This is a genomic window from Asticcacaulis solisilvae (assembly GCF_052327315.1).
Lineage (GTDB): Bacteria > Pseudomonadota > Alphaproteobacteria > Caulobacterales > Caulobacteraceae > Asticcacaulis > Asticcacaulis solisilvae_B.
The window spans coordinates 1,533,770-1,552,160 of sequence record NZ_CP166196.1 but is presented as its reverse complement, the minus strand read 5'-3'; the positions used below and the strand labels follow the sequence as shown (position 1 = coordinate 1,552,160).

Annotated in this window: 14 protein-coding genes and 1 pseudogene; 2 read left to right on the top strand and 13 right to left on the bottom strand. The window is 62.8% G+C overall.

The genetic code is table 11. From position 1 onward, the window contains the following. The first annotated feature begins 29 nt into the window (after positions 1-29). Complete coding sequence (locus AB8717_RS07030) at positions 30-413, top strand: RcnB family protein (RefSeq protein WP_443750320.1); 384 nt, start codon at positions 30-32, stop codon at positions 411-413. A gap of 40 nt (positions 414-453) precedes the next feature. Here AB8717_RS07030 and dxs read toward each other — a convergent pair whose 3' ends face one another. From dxs to AB8717_RS06970, 12 genes and pseudogenes are all read right to left on the bottom strand, one after another. Further along, positions 454-2,388, bottom strand: a complete 1,935-nt coding sequence (dxs, locus tag AB8717_RS07025; RefSeq protein ID WP_443750319.1) for a 1-deoxy-D-xylulose-5-phosphate synthase — start codon at positions 2,386-2,388, stop codon at positions 454-456. 35 nt (positions 2,389-2,423) lie between these two features. Beyond that, positions 2,424-3,335 (bottom strand): polyprenyl synthetase family protein, encoded by a 912-nt coding sequence (locus tag AB8717_RS07020; protein ID WP_443750866.1) that lies wholly within the window; start codon positions 3,333-3,335, stop codon positions 2,424-2,426. A gap of 3 nt (positions 3,336-3,338) precedes the next feature. Beyond that, positions 3,339-3,575, bottom strand: coding sequence for an exodeoxyribonuclease VII small subunit (locus AB8717_RS07015; RefSeq protein WP_443750318.1), 237 nt, complete (start codon positions 3,573-3,575; stop codon positions 3,339-3,341). 6 nt (positions 3,576-3,581) lie between these two features. Beyond that, complete coding sequence (locus AB8717_RS07010; protein ID WP_443750317.1) at positions 3,582-4,247, bottom strand: histidine phosphatase family protein; 666 nt, start codon at positions 4,245-4,247, stop codon at positions 3,582-3,584. A gap of 158 nt (positions 4,248-4,405) precedes the next feature. Further along, positions 4,406-6,172, bottom strand: coding sequence for a hypothetical protein (locus tag AB8717_RS07005; protein ID WP_443750316.1), 1,767 nt, complete (start codon positions 6,170-6,172; stop codon positions 4,406-4,408). Continuing rightward, positions 6,169-7,872, bottom strand: a pseudogene (locus AB8717_RS07000) (Hsp70 family protein). The gene AB8717_RS07005 and the pseudogene AB8717_RS07000 overlap by 4 nt, the downstream one beginning before the upstream one ends. A gap of 86 nt (positions 7,873-7,958) precedes the next feature. Then, positions 7,959-8,825, bottom strand: coding sequence for an alpha/beta fold hydrolase (locus AB8717_RS06995; RefSeq protein WP_443750315.1), 867 nt, complete (start codon positions 8,823-8,825; stop codon positions 7,959-7,961). Between the two features lie 25 nt (positions 8,826-8,850). Further along, positions 8,851-9,165 carry an EthD family reductase gene (locus tag AB8717_RS06990; RefSeq protein ID WP_443750314.1) on the bottom strand — a complete coding sequence of 105 codons (315 nt, stop codon included), beginning with the start codon at positions 9,163-9,165 and terminating at the stop codon, positions 8,851-8,853. Further along, positions 9,166-9,651, bottom strand: a complete 486-nt coding sequence (locus AB8717_RS06985) for an SRPBCC family protein (RefSeq protein WP_443750313.1) — start codon at positions 9,649-9,651, stop codon at positions 9,166-9,168. An 81-nt stretch (positions 9,652-9,732) separates the two neighbouring features. Next, entirely contained in the window at positions 9,733-10,953 is a 1,221-nt protein-coding gene (locus AB8717_RS06980; RefSeq protein WP_443750865.1) for a class I SAM-dependent methyltransferase, read from the bottom strand. Between the two features lie 225 nt (positions 10,954-11,178). Continuing rightward, the gene (locus tag AB8717_RS06975; RefSeq protein WP_443750312.1) at positions 11,179-14,055 is read right to left on the bottom strand and encodes a TIM-barrel domain-containing protein; all 2,877 of its coding nucleotides are present in this window, start codon (positions 14,053-14,055) and stop codon (positions 11,179-11,181) included. A 282-nt stretch (positions 14,056-14,337) separates the two neighbouring features. Beyond that, positions 14,338-15,969, bottom strand: a complete 1,632-nt coding sequence (locus tag AB8717_RS06970) for a DUF5597 domain-containing protein (protein WP_443750864.1) — start codon at positions 15,967-15,969, stop codon at positions 14,338-14,340. A 258-nt stretch (positions 15,970-16,227) separates the two neighbouring features. Between AB8717_RS06970 and AB8717_RS06965 the strand changes: the two genes are divergently transcribed. Then, positions 16,228-16,953 carry a FadR/GntR family transcriptional regulator gene (locus AB8717_RS06965; RefSeq protein WP_443750311.1) on the top strand — a complete coding sequence of 242 codons (726 nt, stop codon included), beginning with the start codon at positions 16,228-16,230 and terminating at the stop codon, positions 16,951-16,953. Between the two features lie 176 nt (positions 16,954-17,129). On the opposite strand, the gene AB8717_RS06960 is transcribed toward AB8717_RS06965, so the two are convergent. Further along, positions 17,130-18,350, bottom strand: a complete 1,221-nt coding sequence (locus AB8717_RS06960) for a glycoside hydrolase family 27 protein (RefSeq protein ID WP_443750310.1) — start codon at positions 18,348-18,350, stop codon at positions 17,130-17,132. Positions 18,351-18,391 lie beyond the last annotated feature (41 nt).

The window sequence follows — 18,391 nt, the reverse complement described above, 5'->3', positions numbered from 1 at the left end:
GGGTGATTTTGCGTACGAAGGAGATCACCATGAAACGCATTCTGACGACGACGGCGATGGCCGTCCTGGCCGGTTCCCTGGCCTTCGGCACCGCCGCCCAGGCCCAGGGCTGGCACGACCATGATCGCGACCACGGCCGCTACGATCGCGGTTACGACCACGGCTACAATCGCGGCTATCATGACCGCGGCCACTACGACAACGGCTACCATCGCGGTTGGCGCGACCGGTCCGACTGGCGCCGCGGCGGCTATGTCGGCTGGGGCGACTGGAATCGCGGCCGCCACATCGACTACCGGTACTACCATCTCCGCCAGCCGCCCTACGGCTATGAATGGCGCGAAGTGGACGGCAACTACGTCCTGGCGGCCGTCGCCTCGGGCGTGATCGCCTCGATCATCCTGAACCAGTAGACCGGATATGGAAACGGCGCCTCAGGGCGCCGTTTTTCTTTTATCGCTTGGCGCTCTTGGCGATCATCGCCTCTTCCAGCCCCAAGGCTTTCAGCGCCGTCAGCGTGATGCCCGCCGCATCAAGGCCGGCATCGGCATACATGGCGTTCATCGTATCCTGGTCCTGGAAGCGGTCCGGCAGGGTCAGCGTACGGATTTTCAGGCCGGCGTCGAGCGCGCATTCCGCCGCCAGGAACTGCAGCACGAAGGCGCCGAAGCCGCCTTCGGAGCCCTCTTCCACCGTGATCAGGCATTCGTGATGGCGCGCCAGTTGCAGCACCAGCTCACGGTCGATCGGCTTGGCGAAGCGCGCATCGGCGACTGTCGTCGACAGGCCGCGCGCCGCCAGCATGTCGGCGGCCTTGAGCGCATCCGTCAGGCGCGTACCCAGCGACAGGATGGCGACCTTGGAGCCTTCGCGAACGATGCGGCCCTTGCCGATGGCCAGCGGTTCCGACATTTCGGGGATATTGATGCCTACGCCTTCGCCGCGCGGATAGCGGAAGGCTGAAGGACCGTCGTCGTACGCGGTGGCCGTCGCGATCATCGCCGCCAGTTCGGCCTCATCCGCCGCCGCCATGATCACCATGTTCGGCAATGCGCCCAGATAGCCGATATCGAAGGAACCGGCGTGCGTCGCGCCGTCGGCGCCAACCAGGCCGGCGCGGTCGATGGCGAAGCGCACCGGCAGGTTCTGCAAGGCGACATCGTGCGCCACCTGGTCGTAACCGCGTTGCAGGAAGGTCGAATAGAGCGCGCAGAACGGCTTGGCGCCATCGGCGGCCAGCCCCGCGGCAAAGGTCACGGCGTGCTGTTCGGCGATGCCGACATCGTAGACGCGGTCGGGGAAGACCTCGGCGAAACGGTCGAGCCCCGTGCCCGACGGCATGGCGGCGGTGATGGCCACGACGGTGGGATCGCGATGCGCCTGCTTGATCAGCTCGGAGGCGAAGACCTCGGTATAGGTCGGGGCATTGCTCTTGGGCTTGGCCTGCTCACCGGTGATGACATCGAACTTGGCGACGCCATGATACTTGTCCGGCGCGCTTTCGGCCGGGACATAGCCCTTGCCTTTTTGCGTCACGACGTGGACCAGCACCGGACGGTCGTTGATGTCGCGCACGCGCTTCAGCACCGCCAGCAGGTGCTCCATATTGTGGCCGTCGATCGGACCGACATAGTAGAAACCCAGTTCCTCGAAGAAGGTCCCGCCGGTCACCCAGGTGCGCGAAAACTCCTCCATCTTGCGCACCGTCTCGAACAGCGGGCGCGGCAGGTGTTCGGCGATGCCGCGCGAAATGCGGCGGATCGACTGGTAGGTGCCGCCCGAGACAAGATTGGCCAGGTACGCGCTCATCCCGCCGACCGGCGGCGCGATCGACATGTCGTTGTCGTTGAGGATGACGGTCAGGTTCTTGGTCGTTTCGGCGGCATTGTTCATCGCCTCATAGGCCATGCCCGCCGACATCGAACCGTCACCGATCACGGCCACGACCTTGTTGTTTTCGCCCTTCAGGTCACGCGCGGCGCAGAAGCCCAGGGCCGCCGAGATCGAGGTGGCGGCGTGGGCCGCGCCGAACGGGTCGTAGGCGCTTTCCGAACGCTTGGTAAAGCCCGACAGCCCGCCGCCCTGACGCAGGGTGCGGATGCGGTCGCGACGCCCGGTCAGTATCTTGTGCGGATAACATTGATGGCCGACATCCCAGATCAGAATATCGCGCGGCGTGTTGAACACATGGTGCAATGCCACCGTCAGTTCGACCACGCCCAGCGCCGAGCCCAGATGCCCGCCGATCTTCGACACGACGTCGATGGTTTCCTCGCGGACCTCATCGGCCAGCTGGCGCAGTTCGGCTGGATTCAAGGTGTGAATGACCTCGGGATGGAATCCGTCGGCATTCTGCAATCTGTCGAGAAGGAGCGTGTCGGGCATCAACGCGGGTACCGTTGCGGGCGTAACAGGAGGGCTGGTCAGTTGCGCCGATTGAGAACAAAGTCAACGCTGTCGCGCAAGTATCGCGCCTTTCCGCCGAAAATATCAAGCCGCGATTTGGCCTGATCGCTCAGCATCTCCACGCGGCGCTTGGCCTCGCCGAGGCCAAGCAGGGTCACGAAATTCGTCTTGCCCTTTTCGGCGTCCTTGCCGCCGGTGCCCTTGCCCATCTCCTCCGGGTCGCCTTCGACATCGAGCACGTCGTCCGAGATTTGATAGGCCAGTCCCAGGTCCTGCGCGAAGTGCATCAGGGCCAGGCCTTCCTTTTCGGGGGCATCGGCAATAACCAGCGGGATTTCAAAGGCATGGACGATCAGCGCGCCGGTTTTCAGGCGCTGCATGCGCGCTACGCCGCCCAGGTCGTCGTGGACGCCGATCAGGTCGATCATCTGGCCGCCGGCCATGCCGAGCGCGCCCGAAGCCTGGGCCAGCAGGCGCACCAGTTCGCAGCGGACCATAGGGTCCTCGTGCGTGTCCTCACTGGCCAGGATTTCGAAGGCGATGCTTTGCAAGGCGTCGCCGGCCAGGACGGCGGTCGCCTCATCATAAGCACGATGGACGGTCAGCCGCCCCCGGCGCAGGTCGTCATCGTCCATGCACGGCAGGTCGTCATGCACAAGGCTATAGGCGTGGATGCATTCAAGCGCGCAGGCGGCGCGCAGCACCGAATTGGAATCGGCCTCGAGCAACCGGCCGGTCTCGAGCGCGAAGAAGGGACGGATGCGTTTACCCGGCCCGAGCGCCGCATAGCGCATGGCCTCGGTCAGCCGGACCTCAGGCCCCTCGCCGCGCGGCAGAAGCTCGTCCAGCGCCATGGTAACCAGGTCGGCGGTCTCGGCCAGCCGCTGCTTGAGCGGAGGAAGATCGGAATTGGCTGCTACGGGGGTCAGCATTTACTCGAAGCTCGCCGGAGCGACGCCTTCGACTTGCCCGGCCTTGTTCAGGGAAATCTTTTCGACCTGCAGGCGGGCGGCTTCGAGCCGCGCCTCGCACAGGGCCTTCAGCTCGGCGCCGCGCTGATACAGCTCCAGCGACTTTTCGAGCGGCGCCTGGCCGGATTCGAGTTCGGTGACGATCTTTTCCAGCTGGCTCAGCGCCGCTTCGAAGGAGAGTTCGGTGGTTTCGGACATGGGTGCTTAATCCTTCGTCGTCTTCTCGTAGCGGCGGCACCCCCAGTATTTGAACCCCTGCTCCACCGTCTTTATATAACCCATTTTCTTCAGTTCAAGGCTGATCATCAGGTTGAAATAGCCGTGGGCCAGCACAAGCACGTCACCACCTTCGCGCGCCTTGTCCATGAGAAAATCGGCAGCCTTTTTCGCGCGGGCGACGGCCTGCTTGCGCGTTTCCCAGGCGCCGTGCGTGTCGGTGTACCACCACCACAGGCGCGACACCGTCCCCCACCCCCACGACTTGGGCGACAGCTTGATCCAGCGTGGCAGGCGCGGCGGCGGCAAGGGCGCCTCAACCAGCATCTCAAGGCTTTCGAACGGACGTTTGCCGCAGATGGCCTGGGCGGTCTCGATCGAACGCCTGAGCGTCGAGGAATAGATATAGCGGGCGTCGCGGGCATAGCCGTCAAGGATATGGGGCGGGGTCTGGCCTTCCAGCAAGCCGGACTCCTCGTACCTGGCCCACCAGTCGCGATAGCCTTCCCAGTCGAGCAGCGCGCGGCGCGACAGGGCCGGTTCGCCATGACGCACAAGAGTAATGGCCCCGGGCGCCGCGATAACGACCGGCATATCGGTGCCATGCCCCTTGGCGTCGCCTGCGCCTGAATCCTTGCCGCCCTTGTCCTGCAAAATGCCCCCAAAGCGCCATTTCCCGGGCGATCCGGGATTCGGTGCTGGTTGTTAACGGGCGTCCGTCGTAACGTTCCTTGTCTGGAGAGACAAGGGCTTTGTCACAGGCGCTAAGCGGTTCTTTGACGGGATAAGCTGTAGTTGCACAGCGCTTATAGCTACGCCGCGCGGCCCGAGCGTACCAACCAAGTACTCCCTAGCCACACCGTCAAGGCAGTTGCAGCGATGGCAACGCCAGCATCATCGCTGCTCCACTTCAGGAACACCACAGCAACGACGTAGAAGCCCGTCCGTCCGATGGCGCTCATTGGCCATGCTTTTCCAAACGGGAAGGTCCACTGATGGAAGAGCAACGCCAACGCTACGATACAGAAAGCAGCAGGGGATACAGAGTCAGTACTCAGCCACAGGCCGGCCGAGCCGGCGGCGCAGGCGGCAATCAATCCCATGAATACGGCCGCGCGCCCCTTGGCTTTCAAACTGCTCCAGGCTCTCAGGGCGCGGCGTCTGCCGCATCCAACGAAGAGCGCGCCGGCTATAAAGGCGATACTCAACATGGTCTTTGTTTCGCCGTCCATCGGTGATCTCAAGCCGACCAACCACCACAGGAGAGCCGCCCCGCCCGCGAAAACCAGCCGCACATGCCACGTCCAGTTGCCGCCGCTTTCCTCCAGTTCTTCTGTGACCAGCGACCACCAGATGGTGACAAGGGCTAAGGCAATTACCAGTGTGCCAAGGATCGGAGATGGCGGAAGAGTCGAAAGCGCAAAAAGAATGACCACCCCGCCCGCACCGATGAAGCCGAACAAGGGTATGGGGCGAGCGTCTGCATATCGTTTCCATGCCTTTCGCGGCCAGATGTAGGCCAGGATTGCCACGCTGCGCACGACCGTCCAGACAACCGGCACGCTCGCTGCGAGAACCAACAACGGACCGGCCGACTGGCTAAGGTCGCTCGGGACTTTGTCCGCAAACCAGAAAGCAAGTATCAGTACGGCCAGGCATGGCGCGGCAAGAATTGCCATCCACAAATGAATGCCGGCCAGCCCAGGACGCGCAAGCCGCGCTTCCCACAAGGCGACTGTCTGAGGGTTTAGTTCATTCTCAACCTGGGGCCGGTTCACATTAATGCGAACCAGTAGCGCCCGCACCTCGGACAGCTTAGCCTCAGGTAGCAGACGGGTACGCCAGGTGTCCTGCTTAGGCGGCCGGCTGAGGACGTGAAAAGCCCGATAGTGTTCGCTGCCGGGCTGCGATATGCGCCTTAAAAATGCCAGGTCCTTCTCGCGTTCGATAAGACGGTTTTTCAAAGCGGCGTCGTCGCCGCGCCGTCTATGTTCGATCGTATCGTCGTTCCAATCAAAATAGCGGCGCGCGATACCGATCAACGGGTCCGAACGCGGGATGCGCGCGCATAGCAGGTGAAGAAGCCACGCTTCGGTTGCATTGCGGATGTCGATTCGTTCCAGATCGGGCAGTTGCAAAAGGCGTTGCAACGCTTCAAGCCGTGCCTGGTCGTCAGACTCACTATCCCGCCTTAACAGGGTTTCGAGATGTTCACGTGCCATCTGAAGGGCATTGTCGGACTCTACCGGCGCGTGGGTCCGGCCCATCGCCTTAAGCGACTCCGCAATCTTTAGCATGTCGGCGTCTGGAACCAGGGTGGACAGTTCCTCCTCGGCGGACAGCCCGGGCTCCGCTTGGCGTTCCGCGACAACATCCTCTCTACGGACCACCGTAACCTCGGTGGGCCGCGCCTGGCGCCCAGCCTGATGCAGCGCCGTTTCGTAAGCCTCACGCAAGGCCTTGAAGCCCTCCGGATCGTCTTCCGGATTGGTCTCCTTCAGCCGAGCCGCATAGGCACGCCGGATGGCACTCCGGTCGCCGGTGCGTGCGATGCCAAGCGTCTTCCAGATCGGCGTCACAGGAAGCTCTCGCCTTCCAGGGAATCGAGCGCTTTCATTAATTCCGCGCGTGCATGGTCGATCTGACGCGGTTCCTGGCCTTCCAGAATACTTTCGAACTGACCGATCCATTGGCCGACCAGGGCACGCTTGTCTCCAAGGAAATCCTCATAACAGCGATTGGCACGCGCCATCGCTGCACGGTTGGCGTCGAGGTCCCGCGGGTGAACCTTCAGTGCAGCAAGGGCGGTGCGCTGCCGTTCCAGGTCGTCGCCCTTAGGCCCGTCTTCGTCCACGATGACCAGCTCGCGCCGTTCGCCGGTCACCGGAACATGCACGTCGACTTCGATCAACCCGTTGATATCGTAGGTGAAGCGGCATTCGACAGCGACATGCCCGGCCGGTCGGGGGGGCACGGGGATCGAAATCTCCGAAAGAAGGATGTTGTCGGCGACGTGCCGGGATTCCCCCTGATAGATTCCGAAACGAACCATCTGCTGCCCGTCGTGCATCGTCGAAAAGACGCGCTGCCGGCTGACCGGCACCACGACGTTTCGTTCGATGATTGGCGAAAACAGCCCGTCCCGCAAACCGCCATCCTCGCGGCGTTCCGCGACATCGACGCCGAGACTGTACGGACATACGTCGGTCACGGCGATCTCGCGCAAGGCGACATCGCGGCTCTTCAGTCCCGCCTGCACCGCGGCCCCCAGCGCCACCGCCTCGTCGGGATTGACGGCGTGCGAAGGAAAGCGGTCGAACATGCGCGTCACGGTCCGGCGCACGATGGGCATCCGCGTCGCACCGCCGACAAGCACGATTTCACTGAGGTCGGACGGGCGCATATCGCTGTCGCGCAAGGCGCGCAAAACCGGCTCACGCAGCCGCTCGATCAGCGCCGCAGCCATCCCCTCGAAATCTTGCGCCGTTACGGTGTGGCTGTACGCCTTGCCCTTCCAGACTATGTCCATCGACGCGGAGGCTTCGGCGGTCAATGCCCGGCGGGTCCGTTCGGCCGCGGCGCGCAATACCTGATGCAGGGCGTCCCAGTCTTCCGGCTTCGTCTTCAGCTCCTTGTCAAAGCGATGACGCATGACCGAAACAAGGAGATCGTTGAAGTCCTCGCCCCCCAGCCGGTTGTCGCCGGTCGAGGCGCGCACCTCGATGACGCCTTCGAAGATTTCGAGGATCGATACGTCGAAGGTCCCGCCGCCAAGGTCGAACACCAGGAAGCGTGATTCGTCGGCCAGGTTGTGAATGCCGTAGGCCAGCGCCGCAGCCGTCGGTTCATTGACCAGACGCTCGACTTTCAGCCCGGCCAGCTCACCCGCCCGGCGCGTGGCTTTACGTTGCTTGTCGCTGAAATAGGCCGGAACGGTGATGACCGCCTCGGTGACCGGTTCGCCAAGAAAGACTTCGGCATCGGCCTTCAGCCGCGCCAGCACCATGGCCGACAGTTGTTCGGGCGTATAGTCGGTCTTGCCGAGCCGCGTCGCCCGGGTCGTGCCCATATAGCGCTTGAAGGCCGTGGCCGTCAGGTGCGGATGCGTCGACTAGCGTTCGCGCGCCGCCATGCCGACCAGCAACTCGCCGGTGTCGTCGATGCCGACAGCCGACGGGGTCAGCATTTGGCCCAGACTATTCGGGATCAGTTCGGGCTTGCCGTCGCGCCACACCGCCACCGCCGAATTGGTGGTGCCCAGGTCGATGCCGATGATCATGTTGCCCCCTTCGAACGCCCGCGCGCCTGATCTCGGCAACGCCCCTGATTTCCATGACGCAAACACGCCATGGATTCAACAGGATGTTACGAAATCGGGGCGCTTTCGGCTATGTCCGCGAGAATGCGGAACAGGGCTGCCGGCTGCGACAGGAAGGGCGAATGGCTGCTGTCCAGCGTGTGGATGATCGTCAGGCCACCTATCGCGGCGTCGACCAGCGCGATCATATGGTCCTGGCCGGCCAGGGGCACGGCATGGTCCTGCGTGCAGCGAATATAGTGGCGCGGCACGGCGCCAAATCGTCCCGGTGTAATCTGTGACGGCGTCACGGCGCCACCGTTCGGCTCATCGCAATGCAACTGCGCCGCCGCTCGCTCAAACTCGGCCGCGGAGACGTCGGCGTAGAAAGACGCCTTGAGCAGCGCGCGGTAGGCTTCGTCTGCCGATCCGGCGTGAATGCGTGTTGCACCGATGATAGCGGGATCGCCGATGAACAGCTTTGGCCCCAGGGCCGAGGCCATGGATTCGTGCATCAGCATGGACAGCAAGGACGCGCCCGGCGGAACCATGAATCCGGACAGAAAGACGATGGCGGACAGCCGGTCCGGCACCCGTTCCGCGACCGCCGACACCGTCATACCGCCCGCCGAATGCCCCACCAGAACGACCTTGCCGCCGGCGGCCGCCGCCTGTTTCACCACCGCGATAACGGCCTCGGTCCGCGCATCCTGGGTGAGATCGGCGACGGGCGAGCGCTCGGTGGCGAAGGCTTCGGCGTCGAACGGGCGGGCCGTCAACGACGCCGGCGCGGTCGCGTGCACGCCGGCGCCCGGAAGATCGGGCGCAAAGGCCGCGAAGCCATTGGCTTCCAGCCGGGACGCAACCTTGTCCCAGACGGAATGATTGTGCCAACCCCCGTGGACCAGGACAAAGGCAGCCTTGGGTTCGGACATCGCGCTCCCTTTCCTCTTGATCATTTCAGACTTCGCGCGTGTCGAACAGGAACATCTGCACGCCGGAATGATCGGGCGCGAAAAGCCTGCGATCCGCCCCGGCCGCCTGCCCTTCCGGGCTGGCAAACGCCTTTCCGATCGCCGCCATGTCGTCGAAATGCAGCACGCCGATCCTGTGGACATTGAGATTGCCGACCGGCGTAGCGATGGCCCCGTCACTGACCTCATAGCTGTGCAGGCCGGGGATCTTCTTGGCCAGCGGAACGTGCAGGCCGAAATAATGCCGGTCGAAGGCCTCGGCGTCTTCGGGCGTCGGATAGATGACGATCATCATGGCCATCTACTTCGCCTCCGCCTGGGCCTTGATGGCCGCGACCGCCGCCGTGAATATCTTCGTCCGGGCCTCACGGTCGGCCGCCTTGTTTTCCGGCGCGGACTTGGGCAGGGCGTCAGCGTCATAGACCAGGGTATAAAGCAGTTTCGAATGCCCGGCATCGACCGGGCGGATTTCGACCGTGCCGTGATAGTCGATCGGTGATTTGGGCTGGCTGTACGTATAGCTTGAGGCCGTTTTGGCGACGATCAGCTCATCGACACGGCCGGCGATGCGGCGCACCGCCCCGACCTGACCGTCGGTCCCTGAGGTAATCTCGCAGGTCGTCTTGAACCACACACCGATCTGGCAGAAGCCGCTGACCTTCGCCCAGGCCACATCGGCCGGGGCATCGATCGTGGCTTCCAGAGGGATGGTGACGAAATCCGCGGCCTGCACGGCCGCCGGGACCAGGGGTATGGCCGCAAGCGCGGCAAAAAGCTTAAGGGGCATGGTCCGTTCCTGCGGTGAAGTGGGCTTGCACAGGAAAGACGTTTCGGCCGGCCGAAACGGATCGGCCGGCCAGAATTATTTTCAGTCGGCTCGCTGCAACTCCAGATGCACGACATTGGTGCGCGCCGTACGGAAGCCGGCCTCGCAATAGGCCAGGTAGAACAGCCACAGCTTGCGGAACTGGGCATCGAAACCGTGGATCTTGCCGTCGCGCCAGGCGATCTCGAAGCGCTGGGCCCATTGCTTCAGCGTCTCGGCATAGTCCTGGCCGAAATTGAAGTTGGACATCAGGTTCAGGCCCGCCTTCTGCGTCTGCTCGCCCAGCTTCTGCAGCGACGGCAGCATGCCGCCCGGGAAGATGTACTTCTGGATGAAGTCGGCGCGGCTGCGATAGTCGTCGAACATCTCGTCGGCGATGGTGATGATCTGCAGGCCAGCCTTGCCGCCCTTTTTCAGGACCGCACGCACCTTGTCGAAATAGGCGCCCCAGTAGGTTTCGCCGACCGCCTCGAACATCTCGATCGACACCACGGCGTCGAATTCGCCCTGGATATCGCGGTAGTCCATCAGCTTGATCTCGACCTTGTCCGACAGTCCCAGACGCTGCATGCGCTCGACGGCGAAGTCGTGCTGGGCGGGCGAGATGGTCAGCCCAGTGACGTGCGCACCGATCGTTTCGGCGGCGTACTGCGCGAAGCCGCCCCAGCCGCAGCCGATTTCCAGCACGTGCTGACCGGGCTTGAGGTCGACCAGTTCGGCCAGGCGCGCGTATTTTTCCTGCTGCGCCGCCTTGAGGTCGTGGGTTTCCGCCGATCGGCCGGCAAACAGGGCCGACGAATAGGTCATCGTTTGGTCCAGCCACTTGTCGTAGAAGCTGTTGCCCAGGTCGTAGTGCGCGAAGATGTTCCTCTGCGAGCCCTTCTTCGTGTTCCTGTTAAAGGCGTGCCAGATATTGTTGAGCGTGCGCGTGACGATATTGCCGGTGAACAGCTGGCCCAACCGCTCGCTGTTCAGCGTCAGCACTTCCAGCAGGGTCGCCAGGTCCGGCGTATCCCACTCCCCGTCCCGGTACCCATCGCAGAAGCCGATATCGCCCGACGCCAGCACGCGCTTGATGAAGTTGAAATCGTGCACCAGCAGCGTCGCCGATGGTCCAGGCTCGGTGCCTTTCAGCGTCAAAAGCTTGCCGTTCGGGAAGACCACCGCCATCGAGCCGAACTGCCAGGCCTTTTGCAGCATGGCCACGCCCTTGCGCGCGATCAGCGGCACGTCGTCGAGCGTCGCCTGGGGCGCTCCCAGCATGGCCGAAACATCGGAAAAGGCGGGTGAAATCGGACTGGACGACATGCGAAACGGCTCCCTGGTTATGGGTATTGACGTTCTTACGCTCAGCCGTGCGCTTCGGATCGGGGCGGACGGCACCAATCATTAAATGCGTCCAGAATATCAGAATTCAATGTGCTTGGCAAAAACGTTAACGGCGCGGAGGTCTCCCTCCGCGCCGTTACATTTTACCGCATCCGAGTGTTAGCGTTTTACCGTAACCAATGCGCCGTCATAAGCGACCTCGGCGTCCTTGGCGTCGAACGCGCCCGAGGTCGAGGTGCCGGCCTTGATAAAGCGGACGCGGAAGGTGCGCTTGGCCACCATGCCGGGATAGCTGCCAGTACGCGCGCCGATGGTGAGTGTGCCCGTCTTGTCGTTGTAGCTCAGCGGGATGCGCGTAAATGCCCCGCGCGTGTAGCCGTTCGACACGCCGTCGTCCTCATAGAGGCTGAAGGTGCCATCGGCCCCGGTATAGACGGTCAGCGTCAGCGGCGCGTCCGGCTTTTCATCCACGTACTGCGTTACCGGCCCCATGGGCACGATGGCCCCTGCCCGCACGAACAGCGGGATTTGCGTCACCGGCGCGTCGACTTGTGTCCTCTTGCCACCCGTCAGCTTTTCGCCGGTATAGAAGTTGTACCAGTCAGCGCCCTTCGGCAGATAAACCTCACGCGACCGCGCCTGGTATTCGGTGACCGGCGCGACCAGCAGGGCATGGCCGAACAGGTACTGGTCCTTGATGTCTTTGACGGCTTGGTCGCCCGGGAAATCCATGACTAGGCCGCGCATGATGGTGCCGGAATTGAAATAGGTGTCCGACGCCGTGGCGTAGATATAGGGCATCAGGCGGTAGCGCAGCTCGTCGTACCACACCATGGAGGCGCGCATGTCCGAGCCTTCGGGCGAGATGTTGTATATCTCGCGCTTGACGACTTCGCCGTGGCTGCGGAACAGCGGCGAGAAGGCGCCGAACTGGAACCAGCGCAGGTTAAGCTCCTGCCACTCCTTCAGGTCCTCGGGCTTGATCGACGCATTGCCGGTCGAACGGTTTTCCTGCGCCGAGCCCGCGTCCGCGCCCTGGTAGCGCGTCTCCTGGGCGTAACCGCCGATATCGTGCGTCCAGTTGGGAATGCCCGACATCGAGAAGCTGACGCCGGCCGAGATCTGGTCGTAGAGGTTGTTCCAGCGGCTGGCCGTATCGCCCGACCAGGCGGCCGCGGCATTGCGCTGCAGACCGCCGAAGCCCGAACGTGTCAGGATGAACTGGCGCTTGTCCGGCTGGTCGCGCTTCAGGCCGTCATACATGGCCTTGGTGTTCATCAGGGCGTACGGATTGTGCACGATGGCGCCCGGCCCCATCTGGGTCGGCGTGATCAGCTTGGCGAAGTCCTCCGGGCGCTCGTTCGAATTAACGTCCGGCTCGGTATTGTCCATCCACCAGGCGTCGAAGCCCTTGTCGATCAGCTTGTCCTTGAGCTGGCGATAATAGATGTCGCGCGCTTCCTGATTATAGGGCGAATAGTGACTGTTGAGGTAGCCCGGGCCCACCCAGTCGCGCTTGCCGTTCTTGACGTTCTGCGTGAACATGTAGCCCTTGGACTCGAACTCCTTGTAGTTGTCGGTATTGGCGTAGAACTTGCCCCAGATCGAGATCATGATGTGGGCGTGCTGGGCGTGGACGGCGTCGACCATGCCCTTGGGGTCGGGGAAGCGCGCCTTGTCGAAGTCGTGGCTGCCCCACTGGTCTTCCGGCCAGTAGAACCAGTCCTGCACGATATTATCCAGCGGCCAGCCGCGCTTGCGGTATTCGGCGACGACGCCCAGCAATTGGTCCTGCGTCTCGTAGCGCTGGCGCGACTGCCAGAAGCCGTAGGCCCATTTCGGCATCAGGGTTGCCTGGCCGGTGACCGTGCGATAGCCGGCGATGGCGCCGTCGATGCTGTCCGACGCGATGAAGTAGTAGCCGAGGCCCGTGCCGGCTTCCGATGTGAAGGTCAGCGAATGCTGCTCAGCTGCGGGCTGCGGATCGGAATGCTTGATCGCGACCATGCCACCCGACGGCTTCCATTCCAGGTGCAATTTGACCGGTTTGCCACGGGCGAAGGTCAGCTCAAAATTGTGGTACCAGGGGTTCCAGCCCTGCCGCCAGACGCTCAATATCTTTTTGCCGTCGAGCGTCAGGTCGGCATAGTCCGACGCGTAAAGCTGCAGCTTGTGCACACCCGCCACGTCGGACGACAGGGTCGCGTCCCAGACGACCTTGACGTCGCCCTTGGTCGGGACCTCCTTCGGCCAGTTCTCCGCGACGTCCTTCAGGTACTGGTACTTGATGTCGCTTTCGGTGCGCGTCAGGACCAGCTTGCCGCCGACATAGTATCTGGCGGTCAGGCCGGGCTTGCCATCCTCGCCCACCACCTTGAGGTCGCGGCTGAGATCGCCGTAGGGCTTGGGATTGCCGAAGCGCGTAATCGAGTCGTTGTCCCACAGCAGGCCGTAATTGCGGTCCGACACGATGAACGGCACGGCGATGTCCATATTGTGCTGCGACAACAGGACGTCCTGGCCATTGAGGTTCATCTGGCCGTACTGGTGCTGGCCGAGGCCATAGAGCGCCTCGGTCGTGCCCGGATTGAACTGGGCGGCCGTGGCGACGTAGGACTTGCCTTCGATCGTCACCGGGGTGATGGCGGCGCGCGTTTCGGTCAGGACCGGTTGGCCCTTGGCGTTGAAGAAGCGTACCAGGCCGGTCTTCAGGTCGACCTCGGCCGAGGCCTGGCCGGCGTTCAGCACGACGCTCTTCTTGCCCTTCACGGCCTTGGTCTTGACGGTGAAATTGCCGGGATTGGGCTGGGCGATCGCCATCAGCGACGGCATCTGTTCGCGGGCGGGATCGTCGACCGCCACGACGTGGATGATCGACGGGCTGATGACCTCCAGCGTCACCGCCTTGGCCGAGCCCGTATCGGGGTGGACGACGATGCCCGTCGCCGTCTTGTCGAAGCTGCCCGCCATGGCCGCGCCCGCACCGAGCAGCAGCGCGAGGGCCGAGGCCGAAACCAGAGCGTGTTTTGCTTTCATTTTGTCTCTCCCTTTAAGTTTACCCGGACCTTCATGAGTCTTCCCTGAAACACTGGCCCTTCCTGCAACTACGCGCCCCCTTCCGTCTCCCCTTCGCCAAGGCTTCGGGGAGCCACCTTCCCCGTAAACGGGGAAGGAAGGGAGCTAAAATCGACTAATTCCTTCCCCGTTTACGGGGAAGGTGGCACGAGCGGAGCGAGTGACGGAAGGGGGAACGACCGGAGTACCAACCTCTGCAGCGTCAACCCTTCCCCATATTTGCATCGCCCGGCGTTCTTGCTGTTATTTCGTATAGGTCGATAGCCGGACCTTGAGCAGGCGCGGCGTGTTGGTCAGGTTCAGGCCGTAGTCGGTTTCGTCGCCGTTCCACACGCGTTCGAACACCCAGTTGCCGGCCTTGTCGTAATGGCCTTCCTCGACGCGGTCGAGCAGCATGCCCTTGTCCTTGTTGGCCGGGCCGGCGTCGAACGAGATGCGGGCATTGATGCCGGCGACCAGGAATTCATTGTCCGACAGCTTCGCCACGGCAACGCCGCCCGACGGCACCTCGGAGCCTTCTGGATAGCCGTTCTTGTGCTCCGGATCCCATTCCGGCATGCCGAACTGCCACTGGCGATAGGTGACGCGCGCCTTCCATTGCGGCCCGAGGTCGAGGTCCTGGCCCGAATGGTCGTCGGGTTCGGAGACGCCCCACACCTGGCCTTCGTAGGAAAGCTTCGGCCAGACGCGTTCCAACGGGCGGAACAGGGCGTAGACGGTACCGAACGGCTTTACCTGGTCCGGTCCCCACGTCTTTTCGCCGAGCGGATAGTTGGAATAGCCCGAATAGTCGAAGCCGAACGGGTCGAAGCCGATGCCCTGGCGGCCCAAGGTCGAGAAGATGTAGCGCGCATAGACCGGCTTGTTGCCGCTTTCGGCGACGTAGAGCGCATTGTCGGAACGGGCGTAGAAGGCGAGCGACGCCTCATAGCTCTGCGAGGTCGGCGTATAGAGGTCGGGCGCCAACAGGTCGATATGCGGCGCGGCCACCTTGTAGATATCGAGCACGTTATAGGTGGGACCGCCCGAGGCGTACGAACCCGGCGTTGATTTCGGATTCAGCGGGTCCTTCAGCGCGTCGTTCATATAGGTCGGCAGCGGATAGACGGCCTTCCCCGCCGCGGCGATATCGTCGCAATAGCGCGCGATCGACCAGGCATGGAAGAATTCGTCGGCGTCGTCACCGAAGACCTGGTGCCAGTTGCCGGGCTGCTTGCCCAGCTTCTTGACCAGCGCATCCGGCACCGGCTGGTTCATCAGCCCGTCGGCCTTGGCCGAATAGTCGCGCGCGGCGCCATAGACGCCGGTCTCGTTCTCGACCTGCAGGATGATGACGGTGTGCTGCTGGCCGTCGATCGCCTTGAGGTGCTTGACCAGTTCGACATAGGCCTTTTTGTCGGCCTCGCGCGTCGCGTCATACAGCGGCGACAGCGAGTACGAGGTCGAACCGTCCTTGTTGGTCAGGCGCGGAAAGCGCTTGTTGTCGGTCTTGACCCACGACGGCGTATAGCTGGGGCCGGTATTCTTCCAGGTGCCGAACCACAGGATGCCGAGGCGCACATTGTGCGCGCGGGCCTGTTTGATCAGGGTATCGACGAAGCTGAAATCGAAATGGCCCTCGGTCGGCTCGACCTGCTCCCACGCCACCGGCATGACCAAGGTATTGGCGTTCATGTCCTTGATCGCCGGCCAGACCTTGTCGAGCGCCGCCGGATAGTTGGACGAGTTGTTCGCTTGCCCGCCCAGGATCAGGAACGGCGCGCCGTCGACCATCAGCGCGAACTTGCCGTTCTTCTGCACCAGTTGGGGAATGGGGGCTGCCGCGTGGGCCTGTTTTGCCACACTGTTGCCAGCAGAGACCGTTAGCGCTAACATCGCTGATACGGCAAAGATTGAAACGGATTTCATCATTTTATTTCTCCCCATTGGCGAGCCCCATCGCTCATTAGTGCTTTGACGGCGAACAGTTGGCGCGTATTTGTCGTATAATAGGGTATGGAGACCCGCAAGACCAAAATGGCGAAAATCCTTTGTGGCGTTCGGAATTTTCTATAGATTTTTAGATGAAACTCTGCTGCCCGATTCGGTCTGAGTTATGGCGGCACAATAACAAGAACAGGAACGGCGGAGACTATGCGTTCGGAACTTGGCGTCAGCCTCGCCTACGGCTTGATGCGATCCTTAGGGCAATCCATTGTCACCGGCGAATTCGATCGCACGGGTTTTCCCACCGAGGCGGCGCTTTGCCAGCGCTTCGGCGCCAGCCGCACGGTCATGCGCGAAGCCGTCAAGATGCTGTCGGCCAAGGGGCTGGTCACCTCGCGCCAGCGCCAGGGCACGCGTGTCGAAGCGGTCGACAACTGGAACCTGCTCGATCCGGACGTGCTGCGCTGGCTGATGGAGCGCCCCTTCTCCAACAAGATCTTCCTCGAATTCACCCAGATGCGCCTGGCGATAGAGCCGACCGCCGCTGCCCTGGCCGCCGAGGTTCAGGACAAGCTGGCCATCGCCGCCATCCGTGAAGGCCTGGAAGCCATGGTCGCCCACGCCGGCGACCAGGAAGCCGGCTTGCAGGCCGATATCGACTTCCACGTCTCGATCCTCAAGGCGTCGGGCAATCCGTTCTTCTGGCGCCTGAAGCCGCTGATCACCAATGCGCTGCGCCTGTCGATCACCCTGACCAACAAGATCGCCGGCCACACGGCCAGCATCGCGGCGCACGAAGCCATCCTAGTCGCCATTGAAAAGGGCGACGCGATCAGCGCCGAACGCGCGTCGGAATCGATCCTGCGCGAATCGCTGAACCTGATCGAAGCCTCCGAAGCCGCCGTCGAGGCGCGCAAGGCCCAGAACGCCTGACGGCATTTGCCCGATACGAGTGCGCTTTCTTCGCCCTCCCCCATTTACGGCAGGGCAATCGCATATGGCATTCCAATGTAACGCGTTACCTTTTCCTTCTCCCCTTGAATAGGGGAGAAGGGTGCAACCGCCATGCCGCAAGCAAGAAGGGCGAAGTGAAACGCTCTCGTTTTTCGTCACGTCTTCGGCGTCACCCGCACCATGACCGCGCCGTGCGACGGCACGCTGGCGCCGTAGCTGCCCTTGGCGTTCTTGGTGACAGCCTTCGACCACAGGTCCTTGACATCGGCCTTGAGCCCCGCCGGCCAGTCGAGCGTCTCCCAGTCGACCTTCATGTCGTGGGCGGCTGCCGAACGATTGAACAGGATGACGGCGCGATCGCCGCCCTTCAGCGGACGCACCCAGATTTCATAATCGCCGTCCTTGGCGACGCGGCGGCCCTGTTGGCCGAGCGCGTCCTGGTCGATGGCGATGACGTCCTTGTTCATCAGAATGGTCCTGGTGGCGTCGTCCATCTTCGACAGGTCGTTGCCGGCGATCAGGGGCGCCGCCAGCATGGCCCACAGCGAGAAGTGCGCACGGTATTCGGTATCCGTCATGCCGCCATTGCCGACTTCCAGCATGTCCGGATCATTCCACTGGTTGGGGCCGGAATCGCGCCACAGATCGACCTGGGCGTCGAGGATTTCGAGCAGCGAGTGGCTATAGCCTTCGCTCTTGTCCCACGAATCACGGATATCGCCGGTCGTGCGCCACTGGTGGCCGACCTTGGCCGCCCAGTCGCGCGGATGGTTGTCGCCCCACTCGCACAGGGAAAACAGGATATCGCGGCCTGAATCGCGCAGCGCCATGGCCATAACGGTGTAGCTGGCCTCGGCATTGGCCGGGCCGGTATTGCACCAGTCGTATTTCAGGTAGTCGACGCCCCATTCGGCATAGGTCTTGGCGTCCTGGTATTCGTGTCCGCGCGAGCCGGGACGACCGCCGCAGGTCTTGATGCCGGCATCGGAATAGATGCCGAACTTCAGGCCCTTCGAATGGATGTAGTCGGCCAGCGCCTTGATGCCCGACGGAAACTTGGCCGCATCGGCAACGATCTTGCCGTTCGTGTCACGGCTGGTCTGCCAGCAGTCGTCGATGACGATATACTGGTAGCCGGCATCCTTCATGCCCGAACTGGCCATGGCGTCGGCGGCGCCGCGGATCTTGGCCTCGTCGATATTGCAGGCGAAGTGGTTCCACGAGTTCCAGCCCATGGGCGGGGTCGCGGCGACATTGGGCTTGGGCTTTTCCAGGGTCAGTTCACCATGCGCCTGCGCGCTCCCCGGAATCACAACCGGCGCCAGAGCCAGCGAGACCGTTGCGCACCAGGACGCCATCTGTTTGAAAAAATTCATGATCGTCTCCCAAACTTATGTTATGTGTCCGCCGCCGATCG